Here is a 13,750-nt window from a genome sequence, read left to right on the forward strand (position 1 = left end):
ACACGCGGCCACTCGCTATACTCGCCCCATGAAGACCGTATCGCGACTGGCGCTCTCGTGCGCCGCACTGCTGGCGCTCTCTGCCTGCGGCAACAAGGGCCCGCTGGTGTTGCCGGAAAAGCCGGCGCCGGTCGCCGCGCCCGCCCCGGCCACGCCCGCCACCACCGATCCAAGCCAGCCGGCCGCCGTGGGCGAGCAGGGCGCCACCCCGCCGGTGCAGATCAAGCCCCAGGACACCACCACGGCCCCCACCTCCGACGATGCCGCCGCCGACAAGGCGGTCGATGAAGGCGGCGCAGACGGGAATGGCTGAGCCCGCCGCACTGCGGTTCTCCAAGATGCACGGCGCGGGCAACGACTTCGTCGTGCTGGACCTGCGCGACGGCCGCCCGGCACCCGATGCGGCGCTGGCCGCGCAACTAGCCGACCGCCACACCGGCGTCGGCTGCGACCAGATCCTGACGATCGAAGCGCCACATGACGCGGCCTCGGTGGCGTCGTACCGCATCTGGAACTCGGATGGCTCGGCCGCCGGCCAATGCGGCAACGGCGCGCGTTGCGTGGCGGCGTGGCTGGTGCGCGATGGCGCGGCCGATCCCGACGCCTTCCAGATGGAAAGTCCCGCCGGCGTCCACCAGGTGCGGCGTACGCCCGCCGGGTTCGCGGTGGCGATGGGCGTGCCGCGCTGGTCTCCGGCACAGATTCCGCTGGCCGGGTTCGACGGTGAGCAGCCTGCGTATTCGGTCGAGGTCGATGGCGCGCCGGTGACCTTTGGTGTCGTGTCGATGGGCAATCCGCATGCGGTGGTGCAGGTGGTCGAAGTCGCCAGCGCGCCGGTGCTGCAGCTTGGGCCGGCACTGCAGGCCAGTGCGGCGTTTCCCGATTCGGTCAATGTGGGCTTTGCCCAGGTGATCTCGCGCCAGCGCATCGCGCTGCGCGTGTTCGAACGCGGCGTCGGCGAAACCCTGGCCTGCGGCAGTGGCGCCTGCGCCGCGGCGGTCGTGCTGATGCGGGCGGGCCTGGTCGAGCGCAGTGTGTCGGTGGCGTTGCCCGGTGGCACGCTGCAGATCGACTGGCCGCACGACGGCGCCGAGGTCGTGATGTCCGGCCCGGCTACTTTTGTTTTCGAAGGAGCGTGGACCCCATGAGCGAAGTCACCGAGAAACTCGGCGCGCACGAAGTCGCCACCTGGCTGCGCCGGCATCCCACCTTCCTGCAGCAGTTCCCCGACCTGGCGTCGACCCTGGTGGTGCCGCGCGAGGAAGGGCCGACTGCCTCGCTGGCCAGCTACCAGCTGGAAGTCCTGCGCGACAAAAACCGCGAGCTCTCCCGCCGTTTGGGCGAACTGTCATCCAACGCGCTGGAAAACGAGCGCCTGGCTGTGCGCGTGCACCAGCTGACCCTGGCGCTGATGCGACAGGACAGCCGCGCGAGCACGCTGGCGGCGATGGCCGCCTCGCTGGAAGAAGATTTCCACGGCGATCTGGTGCGCATCGTGGTGCTCGGCCCGATGCCGCCTGAGCTGGCCGATGCCCCGTGGCTGCAGGCGCTGTCGGCCGACAGCTCGCACCTGGTGCCGTTTCGCGATTGCCTGGCCGATGGCGAGCCCATCTGCGGCCGCCTGCAGCCGCAGAAGAACGCGCTGCTGTACGCCTCGCGTGCGGATGAGGTCGGTTCCTCCGCGCTGCTGCCGCTGCCGGGCGTGGGTTTGGTCGCCGTCGGCAGTCGCGATGGCAACCGCTTCTATCCGGGTATGGGCACGCTGTTCCTGCGCATGATGGGCGAGTCGCTAGCAGCGGCGTTGAAGCGGTTCGATGCCTGATCGCGTGCCGGCGGGTGGGTCATGCCCGCACGGCTGATGTCCGTTGCGGCGGCGCCCAGCGAGCGCGCCTCGCCGGAGATCGAAGCTTTCCTCGATCACCTGCGCGTCGAGCGGCAGATGTCCGCGCATACGCTCGATGCGTATCGGCGTGACCTGACCGCGCTGCAGCACTGGGCCGAAGCCCAGCAGTTGCCCGCACTGACCAAGCTGCACGTCGACCAACTGCGCGCCTTCATCGCCAGCGGCCATCGCGCCGGGCTGGCGCCCAAGAGCTTGCAGCGGCGGCTGTCGGCGTGTCGCAGTTTCTATACGTGGTTGCTCAAGCACGGGCGCATCGACGCCAGTCCGGTCGCGGGCCTGCGCGCGCCCAAGGCGCCGCGCAAGCTACCGCAGGTGCTCGATGCCGATGAAGCGGTGCAGCTGGTCGAAGTGCCGACCGACGCACCGCTGGGCCTGCGCGATCGCGCGCTGCTGGAGCTGTTCTATTCCTCAGGCCTGCGCCTGAGCGAGCTGTGCGCGCTGCGCTGGAACGATCTGGATCTGGCCGCTGGTGTGGTCACCGTGTTGGGCAAGGGTCGCAAGGAGCGGATCGTGCCGGTCGGTTCGCATGCGAAGAAGGCCTTGCTCGAATGGCGCGCGGAAAAGCCGGTGGCCGACACCGCGCAGGTATTTCCCGGGCGTGGCGGTGCGCCGATCTCGCAGCGCGCGGTGCAGCTACGGATCAAGGCGTTGGCGCAGCGGCAGGGCCTGTTCAAGCACGTGCATCCGCACATGCTGCGGCACAGTTTCGCCAGCCATATTCTCGAATCCTCCGGCGACCTGCGCGGCGTGCAGGAACTGCTCGGCCACGCCGATATCGCCACCACGCAGATCTATACGCACTTGGATTTCCAGCACCTGGCCAAGGTGTACGACGGTGCGCATCCGCGGGCCAAGCGCAAGCCCTGACCGGCGCGATGTGATGTCCGGAAGCGGCGAGCATCGTCGCCTGCGCAGGCGGATGCTGCAGTTTCTTTCCTATCGCGATGCGCACCATGTCGGCTTCCACGTTCCAGCTTTGCGGGCTTGACCCCGCGCCGTTCCAACCCTTGTTCGCACTGAATGACGCGTCACTTGCCGCACGCGGGGCGCTCCGTCGCATTGTCGACAACGCGCCTGGCTACCCCTGCCGCATCAGCCTGGAAGACGCAGCGCTCGGTGAAACAGTGCTGTTGCTGCCGTACCTGCATCAGGCCACCGACTCGCCCTATCGCAGTTCCGGGCCGATCTACGTGCGGGCGAATGCGAAGCAGGCAACGCTAGCGCCCGGCCACGTTCCGACGTCCGTCAGCAGCCGGCTGATCTCGCTGCGTGCCTACGACGAGCACGACATGATGGTGTGCGCGGACGTGCATCCGGGCAATGAAGTCGCGGCCGCGTTGGAGGTGTTGTTCGCCGATGCCGGCGTGGCCTACGTCCACCTGCACAACGCACGTCAGGGCTGTTTCTCTTGCCTGGCGCGCCGCGTCGACAGCTGACAATCTGGTCAGGGTTCAGCTTGGGCGGGCAAGGATGCGGCTCCCATCGATGGACCAGGAGTCGTTGCATGAAGCACATCCTTTCCGCGCTTGCGTTGTCGCTGGTTGTAGCAGCGCCGGCCATGGCGCAGACCTCGCCCTCAGCGACCAGCACCCGCGACGCCATCATCAAGGGCGGCGCCCAGCTCAATGGCGTGGCCGTGCATTGCGGCAAGATCACCGAAGCCCAAGCCAAGGAAAGCAAAGAGAAAGCCCGGGTCTCGATCTATGGCAAGGGCGGCGATTCGACGGGATTCGACGCATTGTATGACGCGAGTTACAACGCGGGTCTGGCCAAGGCCAAGGCCATGCCCGACAACGGCAAGGCGGCCTGTGAGCGCCTGGACGAACTGCAAAAGCAGGGCGCGGCCGCAGCCAAGAAGTAACTTCCACAACCGCGCCTGACCGCTGGCGTCAGGCGCGGCGCGCGGGTTGAAGACCCGCTACGGGCGCCCCATCTGCTCTGGACGCATTCCGGAGCCTGCCATGGACCCCAGCCAGAACCCCAACGTCTTCCACGCCACCACCATCCTGTCGGTGCGCCGTAACGGCCGTGTCGCCATTGCCGGCGACGGCCAGGTGACGCTGGGCCACACCGTGATGAAGGGCAACGCGCGCAAGGTGCGCCGCCTGGGCCGCGAAGGCCAGGTGTTGGCCGGGTTCGCCGGCGCCGCTGCCGATGCCTTCACCCTGTTCGAGTTGTTCGAAGCCAAGCTGGAAAAGCACGGCCAGCTGCAGCGCGCTGCGGTAGAGATGGCCAAGGACTGGCGCACCGAGCGCCGCTACGGCAAGTTGGAAGCGCTGCTCGCCGTGGCCGACAAGGACATCTCGCTGATCATCAGTGGCACCGGCGATGTGATCGAGCCGGAGGACGGCATCATCGCGATCGGTTCGGGCGGCTCCTACGCGCTGTCCGCCGCGCGCGCGCTGCTCCAGCACACCGAGCTGGATGCCAAGACCATCGCCGTCGAGTCGCTCAATATCGCGGGCGATATCTGCATCTACACCAATCGCAACGTCGTGGTCGAAGAGCTCTGAGCGTTACGCGCTCGCCTTCGCAAGACCTTCTCCCTTTCATTCGGTTTGCCTTCCATGTCGATGATCCCCGATACGTCTTCCACCATGACCCCGCGCGAGATCGTGCAGGAGCTGGACCGCCACATCGTCGGCCAGCACGCCGCCAAGCGCGCGGTCGCCATTGCGCTGCGCAACCGCTGGCGTCGCGCGCAGCTGGAGCCGGAGCTACGCAATGAAGTGATGCCCAAGAACATCCTGATGATCGGCCCGACCGGCGTGGGCAAGACCGAGATTGCGCGCCGCCTGGCGACGCTGGCCAATGCGCCCTTCGTCAAGGTCGAAGCCACGCGCTTCACCGAGGTCGGCTATGTCGGCAAGGACGTCGAGCAGATCATCCGCGACCTGGCCGATACGGCGGTCAAGCTGTATCGCGAGCAGGCCAAGACCCGCGTCCGCACCCAGGCCGAAGAACGTGCGGAAGACCGCATCCTCGATGCGCTGTTGCCCAAGCGCAGCACCGGCATCGGCTTCGATCCGTCGGTGGTGTCGAGCGAAGCATCGGCGCAGGACGGGGACACGCGCGCCAAGTTCCGCAAGATGCTGCGCAAGGGTGAGTTGGACGACAAGGAAATCGAGCTGGAGCTTTCGCTCGGCACCGGCGGCGTGGACATCATGACCCCGCCGGGCATGGAGGAAATGGGCCAGCAGCTCAAGCAGATGTTCTCCAACCTGGGCCAGGCCAAGACCCACAAGCGCACCGTGACCATTAAGGCCGCGCGCCCGCAGCTGGTCGAGGAAGAAGCCGCCAAGCTGGTCAACGAGGACGACGTGCGCGCTGCGGCGATCGAAGCCTGCGAGCAGCACGGCATCGTCTTCATCGACGAGATCGACAAGGTTGCCAAGCGCGGTGACAACGTCGGCGGTGGCGACGTCTCGCGCGAAGGCGTGCAGCGCGACCTGCTGCCGCTGGTCGAAGGCAGCAACGTCTCCACCAAGTACGGCACGGTCAAGACCGACCACATCCTGTTCATCGCCTCGGGCGCGTTTCATCTGGCCAAGCCATCGGATCTGATTCCCGAACTGCAGGGCCGTTTCCCGATCCGCGTGGAACTGGGCGCGTTGAGCAAGGATGATTTCGTCCGCATCCTCACCGAGCCCAAGGCCGCGCTGACCAAGCAGTACGTGCAGCTGATGCAGACCGAGGGCGTCACCGTCACCTTCGCGCCCGAAGCGGTGGATCGCCTCGCTGAGATCGCAGCGCAGGTCAACGAGCGCCAGGAAAACATCGGCGCGCGCCGCCTGCACACGGTGCTCGAGCGCCTGCTGGACAGCCTGAGCTTCGAAGCCCCCGATCGCGATGGCGAGGCGGTGGCGATCGACCGCGCCTACGTCGACAAGTACCTGGGTGAACTGGTGCAGGACCCGGATCTGAGCCGCTACATCCTCTGACCCGGCGCTGCATCTGAGACCGAAAAGGCGCCCAGCAGGGCGCCTTTGCTTTTGTGCAGGAGCCGCTTCAGCGGCGATGGGCTTTCATCGGTAGAGCTGTCCCTGCTGAAGCGGCTCCCACAAAGACAGTGCAAGCAATTTTAGGCGGCCTTCATCCAGCGCCGGGCATGCTCACTGCCCTGTTCATCTTGATCCGAGGGTGGCCCATGTTACGTCCCATCGTGCTCGTGTCGGCGCTCGCGCTGGCCGCGTTTGCTGCACCGTCCTACGCCCGCACCACCTGCCACCTGGACTTCAAGATGTCCGGCTGGTCGGCGTTCTACAAGACCTCCAGCGGCACCGGTCGGATCACCTGCGACAACGGCCAGGCCATTCCGGTCAAGGTCAGCGCCAAGGGCGGCGGCCTGACGGTGGGCAAGTCCACGGTCGAGGGCACCGGCGAATTCACCGAAGTGCGCAACATCAACGAAGTGCTGGGCAGCTACGCCACCGCCGAAGCGCACGCCGGCGCCGAGAAATCCAGCAAGGCCCAGGTCATGACCAAGGGCGAGGTCTCGCTGTCGCTGGCCGGCACCGGCAAGGGCTGGGACCTCGGCATCGCCTTTGGCGCGTTTCATATCGATCCGCTGTAAGCCGTCCGCTCACTGAAACGATAACGGCGCGCCTGGCAAGGGCGCGCCGTTGTCATGTGGGTATTTAAGGATTCGCAGCGAGGCGAGGGCACTCGTCCGTGCGGTCAATCCTCGCCGATATCCTCGTTCCACACGTCGGGGTTGGCGGCGATGTAGCCGCCGAGTAGGTCGACGCATTCCTGGCTGTCCAGGTCGATGACGTTGACGCCGGCCTCGCGCAGCCAGTCGATGCCGCCGGTGAAGGTGCGCGATTCGCCGACCACCACGGTGCCGATGTTGAACTGGCGCACCAGGCCGCTGCAGTACCAGCACGGCGCCAAGGTGGTGACCATGATCGTGTCCTTGTAGCGGCGCTGGCGGCCGGCCTTGCGGAAGGCATCGGTCTCGCCGTGCACTGAAGGATCGCCTTCCTGTACGCGGCGGTTATGGCCGCAGCCCAGCATCCGGCCGTCGTTGTGATACAGCGCCGCGCCGATCGGGATGCCGCCTTCGCCCAGGCCAGTGCGGGCTTCGTCGATGGCGGTCTGCAGCAGGGCCTGGTAGTTCGGTGTGGCAATCATGGGGCGTCTCCAGCAAGTGCTGCGCGTGGTGCGGGCATAGACCAAAGGATATTGCATCGCAACAGGATCACGACAGGATGCATGGAATACTTTGCACCCCGCTTTCGCGCACCTCTTACCTGCAGGATTGTCCATGATGCATGCGAGCCCTTCTTCCACCACGGCTTCGGTCGCGCGTTCGACGCCGAAACTGGCCATGGCCGTGGTCACCACGATCTTTTTCATGTGGGGCTTCCTGACCTGCCTCAACGACATCCTCGTGCCGCACCTGAAGTCGGTGTTTACGCTGAACTTCACCCAGGCGGCGCTGGTGCAGTTCACCTTCTTTGGCGCGTACTTTCTCATGGGCCTGCCTGCGGGCCGCGTGGTCGCCGCACTCGGCTACAAGAACGGCATCGTCTGCGGCTTGGCCGTGGCCGGTGTCGGCGCGCTGCTGTTCTGGCCGGCCGCGGCCATGCATAGCTATCCGCTGTTCCTGTTCGCGCTGTTCGTGCTGGCGACGGGCATCACCGTGTTGCAGGTGGCGGCCAATCCGTATGTCGCGCTACTGGGGCCGGAAAAGACCGCGTCCAGCCGCCTCAACCTGTCGCAGGCTTTCAACTCGCTGGGGACCGCGATTGCGCCGCTGTTCGGCGGCCTGCTGATTCTGGCTGCCGATCCCAAGACGCCCGATCAGCTGAGCGCGATGTCGCAGGCCGAAACGCTGGCCTATCGCACCGCCGAGGCCAACTCGGTGCAGATGCCGTACCTAGGCCTGGGCATCGCGCTGTTTGCGCTGGCCGTCTTCATCTTTGCTTTCCGCCTGCCGGCGATCACCGAGGCGGACGAAAAGAACGACAGCCACCACTACGGCATCTTCGAGCCGCTGCGCCACCGTCATGTGCTGCTGGGCGTGCTGGGCCTGTTCTTCTACGTCGGTGCGGAAGTCTCGATCGGCAGCTATCTGGTCAATTACCTGTCGATGCCCGACATCGGCGCCATGAGCGAGCAGACCGCAACCAAGTACGTGTCGGCTTACTGGACGGGTGCGATGGTGGGCCGCTTCGTCGGTTCTTGGCTGCTGCTGCGCGTGGACGCGGGCAAGCTCCTGGCGGTGTTTGCCGGTATCGCATCGCTGCTGCTGCTGGTCACGCTGGCCACCAGCGGCATGACCGCGGTGTACGCGGTGGTGGCGATCGGCCTGTTCAATTCGATCATGTTCCCGACCATTTTCACCTTGGGCATGGCCAAGCTGGGGCCGCTGACCAGCAAGGCGTCTTCGCTGCTGATCATGGCGATTGTGGGTGGCGCAGTCCTTCCGCTGCTGATGGGTTTCCTGGCCGATCACATCGGTCTGCACCATTCTTTCCTGCTGCCGCTGGTCTGCTATCTGTACATCGCCTACTACGGCATCAGCGGGTCGAAAGTTCGCGAGCCGGTGGTGGCGTCGACGGCAAAGCGCTGAAGACCGCGTCGCCCGTGGGAGCTAATACCGTCAGGGTGGGCTTTCCTGACAAGGTCCATCGCTGCTGAAGCAGCTCCCACAACGATCTGACTCAAGGGCGCGCCGAAAGGCGCGCCCTTGTCGTCTGCGGCCGGCCAGTGACACCCGCCTCCGGCCAGCAGTGCGATAATCGCGGCCATGAGCGAATCCCCCTATACCTCCGGCACCACCCATTTCGGCTTCCGTGACGTCGCCGCGCGCGACAAGCAGAAGCTGGTCGGCCAGGTCTTCACCTCGGTGGCCGGCAAGTACGATCTGATGAATGACCTGATGAGTCTGGGCATCCATCGGGTCTGGAAGCGCTACTTCACCGCCACCGCGCAGGTGAAGCCTGGCGATCGCGTGCTGGACCTGGCTGGCGGCACCGGCGACATCGCCGCGTTGCTGAAGGGCCGCGTGGGCAAGACCGGCAGCATCGTGCTGGGCGACATCAATGCCGGCATGCTCACCGTCGGCCGCGACCGCATGACCGACCGCGGCCTGGTCGCGGGCATGGACTACGTGCAGCTCAATGCCGAGGCGCTGCCGTTCCCGGACAACAGTTTTGACCTGGTGACCATTGCCTTCGGCCTGCGCAACGTGACCGACAAGGAAGCGGGCCTGCGCGAGATGTACCGCGTGCTCAAGGTCGGCGGCCAGGCGCGCGTGCTGGAGTTCTCCGAGGTCACGCCGGAGTGGTTCAAGCCGATCTACGACTTCCACTCGTTCAAGATCCTGCCCAAGCTGGGCAAGCTGTTCGCCGGCGACGCCGACAGCTACCAGTACCTGGCCGAGTCGATCCGCAAGCATCCGCCGCAGGAACAGCTCAAGGCGATGATGACCGAGGCTGGCTTCGCCCGCGCCCGTTACACGAACCTGTCGGCCGGTATCGTCGCCATCCACGACGGCTACAAGGCTTGACAGCGACGATTGCGCGACGGGGTTGAGACCCTGTCCGCAATCCTGATCTCCGGCACGGGCCGGGCCTGCGCGGCTCGCTAAACTTCTCTGCTGATCTACGGAGAGGTACGGACTGGATGATCCAGACGGTGCTGGGACGCGTTTTCCCGCGGTCGTTGGGCCTGCGGCTGCTGGCCGTGGCGTTCGTGGGGATCCATACGCCGCTGATCCTGCTGGCGGTGTGGATGTTCGTCCGCAGCGAGCTGCCGCGCGAGGAGGCCATCGTCGTGCTACTGGTGGTGCTGGCGGCCACGTTGCTGGGCACGGCAATCACCCTGCTGGTGATGCATCGCATGCTGGCGCCGCTGCGCCATGCCTTCAGCATGCTGGAACTGGCAGAGACCGGCACCGGCGCGCCGACGCCGCGCCTGCCCGAAGCCGGCGACGATGAAGTGGGCCGCCTGCTGCGCAGCTTCAACCGCAGCCTGCAGGGCGCCAAGGCCGGCATGCGCGACCTCGCGCGCGAGGCGCAGACCGATCCTCTGACCTCGGCCCTCAATCGCCGCGGTAGCGAGCAGGCGCTGGCCGATTCGGTGCAGCGGGCCGAACAGCAGCGCGGCCCGTTCGTGCTGGTGGTGGTCGACCTGGACAACCTCAAGCAGGTCAACGACCAGCTCGGCCATAGCGCCGGCGATGCGGTACTCACGCGGCTGACCCGGCAGGCCCAGCGCTGGCTCGGGCCGGGCGACTGGTTCGGCCGCTGGGGCGGCGACGAATTCCTGATCGGCCTGCACCTGGAGGTGGGCGAGGCCTGCGCGCGGGTCGAGGCCTGGCGCCTGGCGCTGGAACAGGGCGATGAGGACGACCAGCAGCCGGTGTTCCTCAGTGCCGGCGTGGCCGCGCACCACCATGGCGAAGACAGCCAGACGCTGTACCGCCGCGCCGATGCGGCGATGTACCGGGCCAAGTTCGGCGGTGGCCGTCGCCTGCGCCTGGACCCGGCGACCTCGCCGCCACCCTGAGACGCCGGTGCCGGGCCGGGCTGAAGGGCAGGGGCTAGAATGCAGGTCCCGTTGATGCTGCTCGGATCATTCGATGCGTTCTGCTTTCCTGCTGTTTTCCTGCGCGGCTGCGCTGCTGACGGCGTGTTCGAAGGAGGCTTCCGCCCCCGACGCCACTTCCGCCACCACGCCCAAGGCCGCCGCCGTGACCTCTTCTTCCCGCAGCCACGACGAAAGCTCCTACGCCCAGCCTGACCAGGTGGTCATCAAGGACCTGGCGCTGGACATCAAGGTCGACTTCGACAGCAAGCAGATCGGCGGCACCGCCACCTACCGGCTGGACTGGAAGGACCCCAAGGCCGCCACGCTGCTGCTGGATACGCGCGCGCTGACCATCGAGAAGGTGGAAGGCGGCGACGCGACCGGCAAGAGCTTCGCTCCACTGGAATACACGCTGGCCGACGCCGACAAGGTGCTGGGCAGCAAGCTGACGATCCAGGCGCCGCAGCGCAATCCGATCGTGCGCATCACCTACCACGGCGCGTCCGATGCCTCGGGCCTGCAGTGGCTGGAGCCGGCGATGACCGAGGGCAAGCAGCTGCCCTTCATGTTCAGCCAGTCGCAGGCCATCCATGCGCGCAGCTGGGTGCCGCTGCAGGACACGCCGTCGGTGCGCTTCACCTACACCGCGCATGTGACCAGCCGTGCGGATGTGATGGTGCTGATGAGCGCGGGCAACGACCCGGCCGCGGTGCGCGATGGCGACTACAACTTCGTCATGAACAAGCCGATCCCGTCCTACCTGCTGGCCATCGCCGCCGGTGACCTGGTGTTCCGTCCGCTGTCCGACCGCGCCGGCGTGTGGGCCGAACCGACCATGGCCGACAAGGCGGCCAAGGAGTTCGAAGACACCGAGAAGATGATCACCACCACCGAGCAGCTGTACGGCCCGTATCGCTGGGGTCGCTACGACATCCTGGTGCTGCCGCCGTCGTTTCCGTTCGGCGGCATGGAAAACCCGACGCTGACCTTCGCCACGCCCACCGTGATCGTGGGCGACAAGTCGCTGGTGTCGCTGGTGGCCCATGAGCTGGCGCACAGCTGGTCGGGCAACCTGGTGACCAACGCCAGCTGGAAGGACATCTGGCTCAACGAAGGCTTCACCACCTACGTCCAGGCGCGCATCACCGAGGCCGTCTACGGCCAGGAGATGGCCGAGATGGAGCGCCAGATCGACCAGGCCGACCTGGCCGCGGAAATGAAGGACATGCCGGCCGCCAACCAGGTGCTGGCGCTGCCGCCGCTGGGCGACCACGACCCCGATGGCGTGCTGAGCAGCGTGGCCTACGTCAAGGGCGCGTGGTTCCTGCAGTTCCTGGAGCAGCGCTTCGGCCGCGAGACCTTCGATCCGTTCCTGCGCAAATGGTTCGACGATCACTCGTTCAAGAGCGAGACCACCGATGTCTTCGTCGATTACCTGAAGAAGAACCTGCTGCCCAAGAATCCCAACGCGGTCACCGCCGAGGAACTGGACACCTGGTTGAACAAGCCGGGCATTCCGCCGTTCGCGATCAAGGCGCAGTCACGTGGCTTCGCCCTGGTCGATACCGCGCGCATCGCCTGGCTGGGCAGCGGCACGCTGCCGGCCAAACAGGCCACCGATGACTGGGAAACCCAGCAGTGGGTGCGCTTCATCGACGGCCTGGGCGACACCATCAAGCCTGAGCAGCTCAAGCAACTCGATGACGCCTACCACTTCACCGGCACGCCCAACGGCGAGATCGCCATGCGCTGGTATCCGCTGGCGATCCGCAGCGGCGACAAGGCCGCATGGGAACAAGCCGGTGCCTTCATCGAGCGCGTCGGCCGTCGCAAGCTGATCATGCCGATCTACGCCGAGCTGGTGAAAACGCCGGAAGGCCTGGCCTTCGCCAAGGAGGTCTTTGCCAAGGCCAAGCCGGGCTATCACCCGATCACCACAGGCTCGGTCGAAGCGATGCTGGCCGGCGCTGCGCCGACCGCGGCAGCACCTGCGCCGGCCGCACCGGCGGCGCCCGAAGCCCCGAAGCCGTCCACGCCGCCCGCGCAGTAAGGGTGCAAAGAAAAAGCCGCCGTGTCGTCCGCTAAGTGCGGATCGATACGGCGGCTTTTTTATTGCGCGAACGTCGGGAATTGCTGTTGTGGGAGCTGCTCCAGCAGCGATGGAGCCTTACCGATAAAGCCCCATCGCTGCTGGAGCAGCTCCCACATCTCTTTTCCTTGGGTCAGGCGGGTTCGAATGCGCTATCGGCCAGCGCGCGCCAGCGTGGCAGCTGGTCCAGGCGGCCGACCCGGCGCAGGTAGTCCAGGTCCGGCTCGTGGCCTTCGACCAGTGCGGCGGCCACGTGCACCGCGCCGGTCACCCAGAACACATTGCCGGCCTGCGCCGGCTGCTGGTGATGGGCGACGGCCTCGACGATCGGCGCGGGCAGGCCCCACAGGCCCAACAGGTAGGCGCCGGCAATCCCGTGCGACAGGCTGACCTGCTCGCCGTCCCGCTCGACCTGCATCGGCGGCAGCAGCATGCCGACCTGCGACAGCAGGCCCGCGGTGCCGGCCAGGCCGACGCTGGCGCCGGGCAGCAGCTGCGCGCTCAGGCGCGAGATGCGCAGCGCGCGCTCGCGCACCACGTCGGCGCCGGGGCCGGAGGAAAACACTTCGCTGGCCAGCACCAGCTGCCGCAACGCGTCCTGGCCCAGGCGGATCACCGCGGTACGCAGGTCGCTGATTTCGCGGCCACCGGAGTAATAGGCCGAATTGCTCAGGCGCAGCACGCGCGCGACCAGTGCGGGGTCCTGCGACACCACGTCGACCACGTTGCCGGCCTGGGTCGAAGGATCGCGCAGCATGCGGGTCAGGGTGAGGTACTGGCGCGGCGCGGCCGGCAGCGGGCCGGCGCGTTCGATCGCCTGCTTGAGGCCGGCGTCGTCCAGCAGGCCGCGCAGGGTCGCCATGCCTTCGATCGCTTCGATCACGGCCACGCCATCCAGCGGCACCGGCAGCACGCGATGGACCACGTCCAGCGCATGCATCACTTCCTCGTCGCGATGGCCGTCCATCAGCACGATGCGCGCCGCCAGCGGGTGCTGGTCGCGCACGTGGTGCAGCAGCAGGTTGCAGCGGTTCCAGCCGTGGGCCGAAAAACACACCAGCGCATCGAGCGCGTCCATCGCGCCCAGCGGCGTTGGGCCATCGTCCAGCGGCAGCCAGGTGACCTCCCAGTCCAGTCCCTGGCTGGCCAGTTCGGCCCGCAAGGTTGCGGCGTCTTCGCCGTGTTCGCCCGCCACTACGATGTGCACTGTCTCTCCAAGG

15 protein-coding genes are annotated in these 13,750 nt (G+C 66.7%); 13 read left to right on the top strand and 2 right to left on the bottom strand.

Annotated features, from left to right (window positions below; translation table 11 throughout):
- The first annotated feature begins 28 nt into the window (after positions 1 to 28).
- The 9 genes from BMZ17_RS01015 to BMZ17_RS01055 all read left to right on the top strand — a co-directional run bounded on the left by BMZ17_RS01015 (position 29) and on the right by BMZ17_RS01055 (position 6,476).
- Entirely contained in the window at positions 29 to 313 is a 285-nt protein-coding gene (locus BMZ17_RS01015) for an LPS translocon maturation chaperone LptM (protein ID WP_093134066.1), read from the top strand.
- A complete protein-coding gene (gene dapF / locus BMZ17_RS01020; RefSeq protein ID WP_093134071.1) occupies positions 306 to 1,148 on the top strand; it encodes a diaminopimelate epimerase in 843 nt (280 codons plus the stop codon). Before BMZ17_RS01015 ends, dapF begins: the two co-directional genes overlap by 8 nt.
- Entirely contained in the window at positions 1,145 to 1,822 is a 678-nt protein-coding gene (locus tag BMZ17_RS01025) for a DUF484 family protein (RefSeq protein ID WP_093134075.1), read from the top strand. The genes dapF and BMZ17_RS01025 overlap by 4 nt, the downstream gene beginning before the upstream one ends.
- Before the next feature lie 21 nt (positions 1,823 to 1,843).
- Positions 1,844 to 2,770: a tyrosine recombinase XerC gene (xerC, locus tag BMZ17_RS01030; RefSeq protein WP_305775342.1), complete on the top strand. Its 927-nt coding sequence runs from the start codon at positions 1,844 to 1,846 to the stop codon at positions 2,768 to 2,770.
- Between the two features lie 86 nt (positions 2,771 to 2,856).
- Positions 2,857 to 3,339 (top strand): DUF1203 domain-containing protein, encoded by a 483-nt coding sequence (locus BMZ17_RS01035; RefSeq protein ID WP_093137973.1) that lies wholly within the window; start codon positions 2,857 to 2,859, stop codon positions 3,337 to 3,339.
- Between the two features lie 122 nt (positions 3,340 to 3,461).
- Positions 3,462 to 3,764: a hypothetical protein gene (locus BMZ17_RS01040; protein ID WP_139202765.1), complete on the top strand. Its 303-nt coding sequence runs from the start codon at positions 3,462 to 3,464 to the stop codon at positions 3,762 to 3,764.
- 100 nt (positions 3,765 to 3,864) lie between these two features.
- A complete protein-coding gene (gene hslV, locus BMZ17_RS01045; RefSeq protein WP_093134084.1) occupies positions 3,865 to 4,416 on the top strand; it encodes an ATP-dependent protease subunit HslV in 552 nt (183 codons plus the stop codon).
- A 54-nt stretch (positions 4,417 to 4,470) separates the two neighbouring features.
- On the top strand, positions 4,471 to 5,844 hold the full coding sequence (gene hslU / locus BMZ17_RS01050) for an ATP-dependent protease ATPase subunit HslU (RefSeq protein WP_093134089.1): 1,374 nt from the start codon (positions 4,471 to 4,473) through the stop codon (positions 5,842 to 5,844).
- Between the two features lie 206 nt (positions 5,845 to 6,050).
- The gene (locus tag BMZ17_RS01055; RefSeq protein WP_093137974.1) at positions 6,051 to 6,476 is read left to right on the top strand and encodes a hypothetical protein; all 426 of its coding nucleotides are present in this window, start codon (positions 6,051 to 6,053) and stop codon (positions 6,474 to 6,476) included.
- A 104-nt stretch (positions 6,477 to 6,580) separates the two neighbouring features.
- Here BMZ17_RS01055 and BMZ17_RS01060 read toward each other — a convergent pair whose 3' ends face one another.
- Positions 6,581 to 7,036 carry a nucleoside deaminase gene (locus BMZ17_RS01060; protein ID WP_093134093.1) on the bottom strand — a complete coding sequence of 152 codons (456 nt, stop codon included), beginning with the start codon at positions 7,034 to 7,036 and terminating at the stop codon, positions 6,581 to 6,583.
- Positions 7,037 to 7,169: 133 nt separating this feature from the next.
- Between BMZ17_RS01060 and fucP the strand changes: the two genes are divergently transcribed.
- From fucP to BMZ17_RS01080, 4 genes are all read left to right on the top strand, one after another.
- Entirely contained in the window at positions 7,170 to 8,480 is a 1,311-nt protein-coding gene (gene fucP, locus BMZ17_RS01065) for an L-fucose:H+ symporter permease (protein ID WP_093134097.1), read from the top strand.
- A gap of 177 nt (positions 8,481 to 8,657) precedes the next feature.
- Complete coding sequence (gene ubiE / locus BMZ17_RS01070) at positions 8,658 to 9,419, top strand: bifunctional demethylmenaquinone methyltransferase/2-methoxy-6-polyprenyl-1,4-benzoquinol methylase UbiE (protein ID WP_093134100.1); 762 nt, start codon at positions 8,658 to 8,660, stop codon at positions 9,417 to 9,419.
- A 116-nt stretch (positions 9,420 to 9,535) separates the two neighbouring features.
- Positions 9,536 to 10,420, top strand: a complete 885-nt coding sequence (locus BMZ17_RS01075) for a GGDEF domain-containing protein (protein WP_093134103.1) — start codon at positions 9,536 to 9,538, stop codon at positions 10,418 to 10,420.
- A 73-nt stretch (positions 10,421 to 10,493) separates the two neighbouring features.
- Positions 10,494 to 12,491: a M1 family metallopeptidase gene (locus BMZ17_RS01080; protein ID WP_093134107.1), complete on the top strand. Its 1,998-nt coding sequence runs from the start codon at positions 10,494 to 10,496 to the stop codon at positions 12,489 to 12,491.
- Positions 12,492 to 12,663: 172 nt separating this feature from the next.
- On the opposite strand, the gene BMZ17_RS01085 is transcribed toward BMZ17_RS01080, so the two are convergent.
- Positions 12,664 to 13,737, bottom strand: a complete 1,074-nt coding sequence (locus BMZ17_RS01085; RefSeq protein ID WP_139202766.1) for an HDOD domain-containing protein — start codon at positions 13,735 to 13,737, stop codon at positions 12,664 to 12,666.
- Positions 13,738 to 13,750 lie beyond the last annotated feature (13 nt).

The organism is Pseudoxanthomonas sp. GM95, assembly GCF_900109775.1.
In the GTDB taxonomy this organism is placed as follows: domain Bacteria; phylum Pseudomonadota; class Gammaproteobacteria; order Xanthomonadales; family Xanthomonadaceae; genus Pseudoxanthomonas_A.

What these genes read in the sequence shown, in the direction of transcription:
- BMZ17_RS01015 (WP_093134066.1), top strand. Translation starts at nt 29, where the DNA reads ATGAAGACCGTATCGCGACTGGCGCTCTCGTGCGCCGCACTGCTGGCG.
- dapF (WP_093134071.1), top strand. Translation starts at nt 306, where the DNA reads ATGGCTGAGCCCGCCGCACTGCGGTTCTCCAAGATGCACGGCGCGGGC.
- BMZ17_RS01025 (WP_093134075.1), top strand. Translation starts at nt 1,145, where the DNA reads ATGAGCGAAGTCACCGAGAAACTCGGCGCGCACGAAGTCGCCACCTGG.
- xerC (WP_305775342.1), top strand. Translation starts at nt 1,844, where the DNA reads ATGCCCGCACGGCTGATGTCCGTTGCGGCGGCGCCCAGCGAGCGCGCC.
- BMZ17_RS01035 (WP_093137973.1), top strand. Translation starts at nt 2,857, where the DNA reads ATGTCGGCTTCCACGTTCCAGCTTTGCGGGCTTGACCCCGCGCCGTTC.
- BMZ17_RS01040 (WP_139202765.1), top strand. Translation starts at nt 3,462, where the DNA reads ATGGCGCAGACCTCGCCCTCAGCGACCAGCACCCGCGACGCCATCATC.
- hslV (WP_093134084.1), top strand. Translation starts at nt 3,865, where the DNA reads ATGGACCCCAGCCAGAACCCCAACGTCTTCCACGCCACCACCATCCTG.
- hslU (WP_093134089.1), top strand. Translation starts at nt 4,471, where the DNA reads ATGTCGATGATCCCCGATACGTCTTCCACCATGACCCCGCGCGAGATC.
- BMZ17_RS01055 (WP_093137974.1), top strand. Translation starts at nt 6,051, where the DNA reads ATGTTACGTCCCATCGTGCTCGTGTCGGCGCTCGCGCTGGCCGCGTTT.
- BMZ17_RS01060 (WP_093134093.1), bottom strand. Translation starts at nt 7,036, where the DNA reads ATGATTGCCACACCGAACTACCAGGCCCTGCTGCAGACCGCCATCGAC.
- fucP (WP_093134097.1), top strand. Translation starts at nt 7,170, where the DNA reads ATGATGCATGCGAGCCCTTCTTCCACCACGGCTTCGGTCGCGCGTTCG.
- ubiE (WP_093134100.1), top strand. Translation starts at nt 8,658, where the DNA reads ATGAGCGAATCCCCCTATACCTCCGGCACCACCCATTTCGGCTTCCGT.
- BMZ17_RS01075 (WP_093134103.1), top strand. Translation starts at nt 9,536, where the DNA reads ATGATCCAGACGGTGCTGGGACGCGTTTTCCCGCGGTCGTTGGGCCTG.
- BMZ17_RS01080 (WP_093134107.1), top strand. Translation starts at nt 10,494, where the DNA reads ATGCGTTCTGCTTTCCTGCTGTTTTCCTGCGCGGCTGCGCTGCTGACG.